Genomic DNA, 8,624 nt, shown 5'->3' on the forward strand with positions numbered 1-8,624 from the left:
TGGAATGGTTCGAAGCAAACTCTCATATTATTACTCTCGTATTTCCGACCTACGGTTCGGTCGGACACTTAGTTTAGTGTGGTCCATCGAGCCAGGTAAGACGGTGGTGGTTATCTTATTAGTTGTTGCTGAGACGACATTGTTGTTTGTTTCGTTGTATGCGCTAAAGATGCTGGTGGATGTGGTCTCGAATTTTGAATTGGAGTCCTTAGAATACAGGAAACGCATAGTTGAACAAGTGATCCTCGCTGGGAGCGCATCGGTACTCCATGGTATCGTCAATTCATTTTCCGCCTATTTTTCCGACCTGCAGTCTACTATAATTTCTGAGAAAATAGATGACCGAATCCACCGTCATACCGTGGGGTTAGACATGGCATTTTACGAAAATCCTGAATATTTCAATACCCTAAAATTGGCCAAAGAGGCGGGAGGGAGCCGTCCCAACGCGATTATTATGGGGTTAATAAATGTAATTAGCGGGATGCTTAAGATCTCGGCGACAGCGATGATTATCGTTACGATTGACTGGCGGTTGTTGCCCGCACTACTTGCATTTATCCTTCCGATGCTGGCCGTGCGGATTTATTTCTCTGAGAAACAAAACTCGCTACGGGTAAGAAACACACCACTTGAACGTCAAGCTTCTTATTTCGGGCAGCTTATCACTTCCGAGGTTTCTGCCAAAGAGATTAGAAGTTATAGTTTGGGTGGTTATTTTAAGGAGAAGTATTTCCGAATCCGGACGAGACTCGTTGCTGAACGACTGCGTATAAGTTTACAGAGCACACTTTCCGAAGCAGGTTTAGGTTCGTTAATCAGCTTGAGTTTCTTCGTTTGTATTTATTTCATCGCAATGGGTGCAATTGAGGGGCGTGTTACCCCTGGTGATATTGCTATCTTCCTGTTAATGTTTCCGATGTTTTTTGGATATCTCCAAGGGTTGATGGGAAGTATCACCACGGTTTATTCGAATAATATTTATGTAAAATATATCTTCGATCTATTCGATTTGAAAAGTGAGTTGCCTGAAACTGAACATCCGCTTCCGATACCGTATGCTGATAGGGGCAGTGGCAGCCTGTCGCTAGAAAACCTTACGTTCAGATACCCCCATGCCGAAGAGGTTGTCTTAAAAGATATTTCCCTAGTTGTACCTCAAGGCAAGGTGGTTGCGTTGGTAGGACTAAACGGTTCGGGGAAATCTACGTTGATTAAGTTGATCGCCAGGTTGTATGACCCCGATTCGGGGTCGGTCAAGCTGAACGGAGTGGACATCGTTAATTTCAAACTAGAAGAATACCGGAAGCAGATCGGCATCGTATTTCAAGATTTCTACAAGTATAATGTTACCGTTGCAGAAAACATATCCCTTGGCGATATAGGGCGGCAGCGGCATGACGAGGCGGACATCGTATACGCCGCAGAACAAGCTGGAGCACATCAATTCATTGAACAGTTTGGAAGTAAGTACGATACCATGATGGGGCGAGTGTTTGAAGGGGGACGTGAAATCAGTATCGGTCAGTGGCAAAAATTGGCGACGGCGAGGGCATTTTACAGTCCGGCCCAATTCTTTATACTGGATGAGGCGACTAGCGCATTGGACGCCCGGTCTGAACACGACCTTTTCGCCTCTTTAAAAGCAAACTTGGGAAATCGGGGTGCGTTGGTTATCAGTCACCGCTATTCGACAGTTAAGCATGCAGATTATATTTATGTCTTATCCAATGGTGAAATCGTGCAAGAAGGCACTTGTCAGGAATTAACCATGAGGGAGGGAGTTTTTACCTCGATTTTCCAAAATGACGTTTTATTGGATGAAAACGAAATTTAATTCGAAGTTGGCTAACGATATGATAGTGATAGTTTCTACTTGTGAGGATAGCTGGGGCGGGAGTGAGGAACTCTGGTCACGAAGCATTGCGTTTTTCCAATCGAAGGGACTTCAAGTCACGGTGTTTAAGAAGAAAATTCCACAGGAGCACTATCAATTTGATCTTTTGCATGAGCAGGGCGTCCAATTGAAGTCATTGCTGCCTGCCGAGGGTCGGAAGAAGGGCCTCTTCCGTCAGTTCGGTTCTGTTTTTTCTACTAATAAAAGTGCAGATGGCGCGGGGGGCGACAAAAAGCGCCCTTGGTTTTTGCAAGCAGAAGATGTTGACAATTTTGAGGCAGAAATAAAGAACCTACGCCCTCGGTTAGTTATTATTTCTCAAGCAATTAATTTTGACGGGCTAGCCTATGGTCATGTTTGTAATATCTATAACATACCTTATGTTATTGTATGTCATAAAGCAGTTGATTTTTACTGGCCGGAACCTGGTGATCGGCCGGCTATGCGGCGGGTATTTCAAGACGCACGCGCTTGCTATTTTGTCTCAACCCATAATAAAAGGCTCACAGAAGAACAATTCGGATTACGGCTGCCGCACGGGGAAGTTATTTTTAATCCATTAAAAGTTTCGAAGAAGATTCCCTTTCCAGACAGTCACACTACGGGATGGAAGCTGTGTTGTATAGGTAGGTTATTTGTACTGGATAAGGGGCAGGATATGTTACTCCGGGTGCTCAGTAAGCCCAAGTGGAAAAAAAGGCCGCTACATGTCTCATTTGTTGGAAGTGGGCGCGATGAGGTCGGATTGAAAGAAATGGCCAATCTTTTAGAACTAACTAATGTCTCTTTCTTGGGGCAAGTGCAAGATATAGAAGCGGTTTGGAAACACCATCATGCATTAATTCTTCCATCCCGAAGTGAGGGGTTGCCGCTTACCATCGTGGAAGCCATGAAAGTAGGCCGGCCGATAATTACTACTGATGCGGGAGGGAGCGCTGAACTACTAGAAGATGGGGTCAATGGATTTATTGCACAAAGTAATGAAGATTCCATTGATTCGACATTGGAACGGGCCTGGGCACGGCGTGAAGATTGGGAAACGCTAGGCGCTAATGCGTCAAATCATGTTGCTTCTGTGCTTCCGGAGGTTCCCGAAAGGGATTTTGTAGATAATTTATTAACTTTTATATAAACTTAATGTTGATGGAACCATTGGTCACGGTCATAATTCCGACGTATAACAGGCAAGACTCGGTTGTTAAAGCAATTGAAAGTGTGCGGTTGCAGACTTACCGAAATATTCAATTGATTGTAGTTGATGATGGATCTACCGATGACACCCGGGAATTGATAAGCGGGATGGAAGGCCTGGAATATATTTATCAGAAGAACCAAGGGCAGGCGTCGGCCCGCAATTCCGGGCTTGCTCGGGCCAGAGGAACCCTACTTGCATCCTTGGATTCAGATGACCGTTGGGAACCTGAATTTTTGGAGAAATGCGTAAACGTACTGGCAAACAATGATTTTGATTTCGTTTTTGCAAATTGGTTCCAAGCATCTCCGGATGGCCAATGGGAAGATTTTTTTGTTAAAGACCCCTTTTTGCAACCGTATATAAAGCGGAATTCCGTTCCATGGATTGAATTGGATAGCCATGAGTTAAGAGATTTATACCTGCAAGCTTGTCCGTCGCCCTCTTCTTCCCTCGTGATGCGCAGATCTGCCATTGTGTCGGGCTGGAATAAAAAACTCAATATTGGAGATGATTGGTGTCTTTACTTGGATATGATCTTGTCTAGGCCATGCAGGGCGGCCTTTACTATGGAGAAACTCTGGTATAAAGGCATTGATGGGAAAAACATTTACGACGGCCGTAAGCGTAATGAGATAGTCAAGCTGCTCCTCATTGAGGATACGAAAGAAATCATGAATATATACGGTGAGAGGTTGACCGCCGAAGAAATGGATTTATTGCAAAAGCGGTATATGGCCGGGTTGGTTGAAATGGCCAAGCACGTCGTGGTGAGGGAGCGGAATCTGACCGATGCCTGGAAACTGTTCAAGCAATCTTTTTCCATCGATACAAAGCACACCCTGACTGCTACATACAGGCTGGCATTGTATGCTTTTGGTAACCGGTATCGGTCGTTGGTGGACTCGTTGCGTTCGCATAAGTGAGGCAAATAACGTATGTAAAGGGATGACGAAGTTATATGTTCTATTCCGTTCAGTCCGGGCCTATGATTGGTGGGATTACAAAATTGCTGGAATACTAGCCGTTGCATACGCAACAAGTATGTTGTCAGATACACCCCTCTACCAGGTTGCTCCCGATTTCATTTTCCTGTTGGTTGCGCTGGCTATAGGAGCGGTATACGTCAGCGTTATCAATGACATTACCGACATCCAAGAAGACTTGGCGATAGGTAAGCGGAACCACATGGCACGTATCTCTCCAAAGTACCGATGGTTGATTCCTACTTTGTGTTTAGCGGTCGGTGGCTTTTTCTCCTATGTTCTGTGGCCGGATAAACTATCGTTAGTACTTTATTTATCGGCTTGGGTTGTGTTTAGCTTGTATTCTATACCACCATTCCGTTTCAAAAACCGAGGTGTATTGGGGGTGTTGGCAGATGCGTGTGGAGCCCATTTGTTTCCCACACTTTTTGTCGTTTCTCGGATCAGTTTCGTCACCGACCAACCAATCGCTATGGTATGGTTTATCAGTGTCGGGATTTGGGCGTTTACTTTTGGCCTTCGCGGCATCTTGTGGCATCAATTTATAGACAAGGCCAACGATCTTCAAACAAATACCACCACGTTAGCAAGCAAAGTGGATGTGCGCCAATTTCGCCCGGTGGCAGCAGCGATCATGACCATTGAGATGGCCGCTTTTTTGGTCATGTTGATATATATATCCGAGCCGGTTTTGTTCCTCCTTTTTCCCGTATATTTTGTGTTGGTAGGTATACGATTCAAAAAGTATAACCAACTTCCAATTTCGATAATCGCTCCGCAGGACAGGCCGTGGCAGATGATGATGCTCGACTTTTATCAATGTTTCCTGCCTATGGGCTTATTGGTTTCGGCCGCGTGTGTGCAACCGTGGGCATGGGTTGTGCTGGTCATACATATGACGTTATTTCATAAAATTATTTTCATCATGATGCGAGATTTTGCCACAGTGTTTAGATGGGGGTGCTCAAAATTCGTGCTTGCCATAAAAAGTATGATATAACCTGCGCAAGGGATATTACGCGGTTTTAACAATGCACGGCGGTATTTGTGCGGTAACATTAAACTCTGAAACAAAATTACTTTACCGTAGATGATTGTTTTGGCTTGAATATTGTTTATAACGAAAAACATTTTACATAATAAATACTGTTTTTCGTATGAGTATGAGGACTATGGTTGTTTTCCTGTCGGTTTTTTACCTTTTTTTCCACGTTGTTTCCTGCGACAAAAGAGATGAGCTTACGTATGTTGGTGAGGAGCCGACCGAGGTGGTGAATGAGGAAGATAGCCCGAAAGAGGAGGAAGGTAATAATGAAGAGGAGGAAAATCCGGGAGAGCAGGAAGACCCTGCGGAAGAACAAGACCCTGTAGAAGAGCAACCGCAAGAAGATCCGAATTTTAATTACGGCGATGAATACAAAGTAGGTAATGGTTTCCATGTACCCTTTGCTTTGGGAGAAACCCCGTCGCCTTACGGGTATTATATGTTCTTTCCGGAATCCTATAAGCATATCAATAACACGTACCCGGTTTTGATTTTTCTCCATGGCTCCGGCGAGAGGGGAAATAGCCAAACCAACAAATCAGAATTGACTAAAGTGTTTAAGCATGGCCCGGGCAAACTAATTAACAACAAAACGTGGTCTCCCAAAGAAGAGATGTTGGTCGTATCGGCACAAACAACTGTAAATAGGTGGGACAGCGAGGCTTTAAAGCGCTTTATTGATTACCTCGTAGATACTTACCGTATAGACAAGAAGCGGATTTATCTGACTGGGCTGAGTTTGGGCGGTTCAGGCACGTATGACTATCTGGGGAAGTATGGCAATAACTCGAATATCGCTGCTGCAGTGGCGATTTGCGGTCGCAATAATTCTAGTAATCAAGCCTATGTAGCGAATGTTTCAAAAGTTCCGCTGTGGATTTTTCATGGTGAAGCGGATCCACAAGTGGATGTGTCTTATGCCATTAAAATAAACAAGGCATTTGAGTCTGTTGGTAATATTAAAGTAAAGCCGAAGGTTACACTCTACCCTAATGTCGGGCACGATAGCTGGACGATGACTTATGATGGATCGGGTCAGGGTAAAGAAAATTCCGATTACGATGCTTTTAACCAGGATATTTATTCTTGGATGCTCCAGTATAAGTTGCCGTAGCTGAACTCCAGCTTACCCAGATTCAGTTTAATGGCCATCTCCCAAAAGGAGGCTATGCTTACAAACCGTTCGTTAAAGGGGCTTTCGATAAGAGCTCGTGCGTTGTCGGAAAGCTGGGTGTCGCCATTGATCAACCAGAGAAAGGCGTGGGTGTCCAGCAGGTACTGCATTACATGTAGTCTTTAAAATCGTCAAGCGGCTCGTTGAAATCGGCGCTCATCTTGATTTTTCCCTTGGCACTGCCGAATTTCGCAGGTTTGCTAACAATAGGCTTGGACTTGTTCAGAAGGAAGTCTACAAAATCATTCACCTCCTTTTTCAAATCAGGTGGTAATGATTCATATTTAGTATGTAATTGTCAACTGTCCCATAAATGCAAATATACGTGACAGACTTGTAACTTCAAACGGGATTAGTGCACACCGGCCATTTCCACATCTCCTCCTAGGTTGATAGCCCCTAACCCCATTGGAGCGGAGGCCCGTTGCTTTCAAAGGTGACGGGTTTCTCTTTTTTAGCCGTCGTTGGTCACCGTATTGTCTATTTAACACATCTTAACAAATTAATTGTAACAAAACGGGGCCGGCATGCGTTATACAAGTTCATAATTAGGTTTATAATTGGTTAGTTTNAGCCGTCGTTGGTCACCGTATTGTCTATTTAACACATCTTAACAAATTAATTGTAACAAAACGGGGCCGGCATGCGTTATACAAGTTCATAATTAGGTTTATAATTGGTTAGTTTTGAAAGCCCCGATCCTCCCCGTTTCGGGGCTTTCTATTTCTTTGCCCGTCTATACACCCGCCTGCCCATGCGGTTTTTATCGATACCGATCGGCATATCCCCTTGCTTATTGATTTCACGGATGGAACTAGCGATAAACACGGGTTTGATGTGGCCGTCGAAGTGCGCGATGCACTTGCGGTATAACTCCAAGCCGGTTTTGGGTGAATCCAGATAGCCTTCCGCCAAAAGTGAAAGCAGGTACTCCTGCACATCGATTGCGTCGGCCTTACTGCGCGGCGACAAACATTCGTTTTCAGCCAGTTCGGTAAAGTTCAGGTAGGCCTTCCATTTCCCATTGGGTTGCTTGATGTAGATGTCGAATGTGCGCGGTTTCCGTGGGGTAGCGGTCACGATTAGGCATAGGTCATACGAACGACGCGGGAAACTACTTTCCATAATCTCGGGCAGCTCGCAGTCGAAGATGTGCAGGAGGTAATTGGTATCTTTTGGTTTGTACCGCTTGCTATGCGTAGGGTCTTCGATGTCTTTTACATACCGCGGTTCAAAACCGAGCAGGAAGGCCAAATCCCTGTCAGAAAAGCCATGTTTAATCCGCTGCTTGCGGACTTTGTAGCATTTATCGAAATCAATGGCCGTTACGCTGAAGTAAAATGCCGATTGGTTCGGTAATAAAACCGGGTTTTCCATATCCGAGGAGCATCGAATGCCTAAGGGGCAGCGTTAATTAACGGGTAGCACCATGCGGCACCGAGATGATTGGAGCCCCCAATACGGCTTCCATCTTGGCAAGCGTTTTCAGCGTGATGTTATGCGTGCCTTTCAGCCACTTGTTAATCTCCGAAGGCTTCTTCTGTAATTTTTCGGCCAAATCCTTCTGGGTGTATCCCTTTTGAAGCAGTAGTTCGTTAATGCGGACTACGATATCTGCATATTGCCGAACGAAAATCCGGGTTTCTTCCGGAGTCTCCGCCAATATTTCCTGTGCTACTTTGCTTCTCATACCTATAATATTATCTCGTCATCCCCATTGTAATAAACCAATCGTCTGTCGCGTTCGTCAATAACGATTTCTCCATCCTGTAGTGCTTGTTCTATTTTCCGTGCAAATTGGCAGGCCTCAATCCATTTGAGACACAAACCCTTATTCGGTAGGCCGACAACATCACAGGGATTCGTTTAGTTATCTTTTCTTTTCCAGTAGCCGCACATACCGGTCGGTTAAAGCTAAATGGTCAATGAATTACCGGCAATAATAAGCTAAAATTTTTATCTTTGTGCATGACCGATGCAAAAGAACCTAAAATAGGGAAATTCATAGACCCTTTAACTGACTGGGGGTTTCGCCATCTTTTCGGACAGGGGCCCAACAAGGAGATACTGATTGAATTCCTCAACGACCTCTTCCAGGGCGAAAAGCACATTGCAGAACTCGAATACGCACCCAACGAACACGATGGCGATGGCGATGAGGACAAGCGCGTCGTTTTCGACCTGCATTGCCGTGGCGATAATGGCGAGTATTTCATTGTAGAAATGCAGCGCATCCGGCAGGATTTCTTTAAAGACAGGGCACTGTATTACGTATCGCGGCTCATCTGGATATTGCGGAGCAAGCTGACCCCCAGCGACTGCCTACTAAT

9 protein-coding genes and 1 pseudogene are annotated in these 8,624 nt (G+C 44.9%); 6 read left to right on the plus strand and 4 right to left on the minus strand.

What is annotated here, in order from left to right; translation table 11 throughout:
* Positions 1-76 precede the first annotated feature (76 nt).
* The 5 genes from NGM62_RS17520 to NGM62_RS17540 all read left to right on the plus strand — a co-directional run bounded on the left by NGM62_RS17520 (position 77) and on the right by NGM62_RS17540 (position 6,234).
* On the plus strand, positions 77-1,837 hold the full coding sequence (locus tag NGM62_RS17520) for an ABC transporter ATP-binding protein (RefSeq protein ID WP_262249583.1): 1,761 nt from the start codon (positions 77-79) through the stop codon (positions 1,835-1,837).
* Complete coding sequence (locus NGM62_RS17525; RefSeq protein ID WP_262249584.1) at positions 1,821-3,029, plus strand: glycosyltransferase family 4 protein; 1,209 nt, start codon at positions 1,821-1,823, stop codon at positions 3,027-3,029. The genes NGM62_RS17520 and NGM62_RS17525 overlap by 17 nt, the downstream gene beginning before the upstream one ends.
* 11 nt (positions 3,030-3,040) lie before the next feature.
* Complete coding sequence (locus tag NGM62_RS17530; RefSeq protein ID WP_262249585.1) at positions 3,041-4,015, plus strand: glycosyltransferase family 2 protein; 975 nt, start codon at positions 3,041-3,043, stop codon at positions 4,013-4,015.
* Entirely contained in the window at positions 3,966-5,075 is a 1,110-nt protein-coding gene (locus NGM62_RS17535; RefSeq protein ID WP_262249586.1) for a UbiA family prenyltransferase, read from the plus strand. Before NGM62_RS17530 ends, NGM62_RS17535 begins: the two co-directional genes overlap by 50 nt.
* Positions 5,076-5,247: 172 nt before the next feature.
* The gene (locus NGM62_RS17540; protein ID WP_262249587.1) at positions 5,248-6,234 is read left to right on the plus strand and encodes a carboxylesterase family protein; all 987 of its coding nucleotides are present in this window, start codon (positions 5,248-5,250) and stop codon (positions 6,232-6,234) included.
* On the opposite strand, the gene NGM62_RS17545 is transcribed toward NGM62_RS17540, so the two are convergent.
* The 4 genes and pseudogenes from NGM62_RS17545 to NGM62_RS17560 all read right to left on the minus strand — a co-directional run bounded on the left by NGM62_RS17545 (position 6,201) and on the right by NGM62_RS17560 (position 7,984).
* Positions 6,201-6,404, minus strand: a complete 204-nt coding sequence (locus NGM62_RS17545; protein WP_262249588.1) for a type II toxin-antitoxin system VapC family toxin — start codon at positions 6,402-6,404, stop codon at positions 6,201-6,203. The genes NGM62_RS17540 and NGM62_RS17545 overlap by 34 nt on opposite strands.
* A pseudogene (gene vapB / locus NGM62_RS17550) lies at positions 6,404-6,577 on the minus strand (type II toxin-antitoxin system VapB family antitoxin); the annotation flags it as partial. The gene NGM62_RS17545 and the pseudogene vapB, both read right to left, overlap by 1 nt.
* 437 nt (positions 6,578-7,014) lie before the next feature.
* A complete protein-coding gene (locus tag NGM62_RS17555) occupies positions 7,015-7,671 on the minus strand; it encodes a hypothetical protein (RefSeq protein ID WP_262249589.1) in 657 nt (218 codons plus the stop codon).
* 37 nt (positions 7,672-7,708) lie between these two features.
* Positions 7,709-7,984, minus strand: a complete 276-nt coding sequence (locus NGM62_RS17560) for a helix-turn-helix domain-containing protein (RefSeq protein ID WP_262249590.1) — start codon at positions 7,982-7,984, stop codon at positions 7,709-7,711.
* A gap of 278 nt (positions 7,985-8,262) precedes the next feature.
* On the opposite strand from NGM62_RS17560, the gene NGM62_RS17565 reads away from it, so the two are divergent.
* On the plus strand, positions 8,263-8,624 hold a 362-nt coding region (locus tag NGM62_RS17565; protein ID WP_262249591.1), incomplete at its 3' end, for an Rpn family recombination-promoting nuclease/putative transposase.

It is taken from the genome of Parapedobacter soli (assembly GCF_025460835.1).
GTDB lineage: Bacteria > Bacteroidota > Bacteroidia > Sphingobacteriales > Sphingobacteriaceae > Parapedobacter > Parapedobacter soli.

Coding starts and splice junctions, on each gene's coding strand:
- NGM62_RS17525 (WP_262249584.1), top strand. CDS start 1,821: ATGAAAACGAAATTTAATTCGAAGTTGGCTAACGATATGATAGTGATA.
- NGM62_RS17530 (WP_262249585.1), top strand. CDS start 3,041: ATGGAACCATTGGTCACGGTCATAATTCCGACGTATAACAGGCAAGAC.
- NGM62_RS17540 (WP_262249587.1), top strand. CDS start 5,248: ATGGTTGTTTTCCTGTCGGTTTTTTACCTTTTTTTCCACGTTGTTTCC.
- NGM62_RS17545 (WP_262249588.1), bottom strand. CDS start 6,404: ATGCAGTACCTGCTGGACACCCACGCCTTTCTCTGGTTGATCAATGGC.
- NGM62_RS17555 (WP_262249589.1), bottom strand. CDS start 7,671: ATGGAAAACCCGGTTTTATTACCGAACCAATCGGCATTTTACTTCAGC.
- NGM62_RS17560 (WP_262249590.1), bottom strand. CDS start 7,984: ATGAGAAGCAAAGTAGCACAGGAAATATTGGCGGAGACTCCGGAAGAA.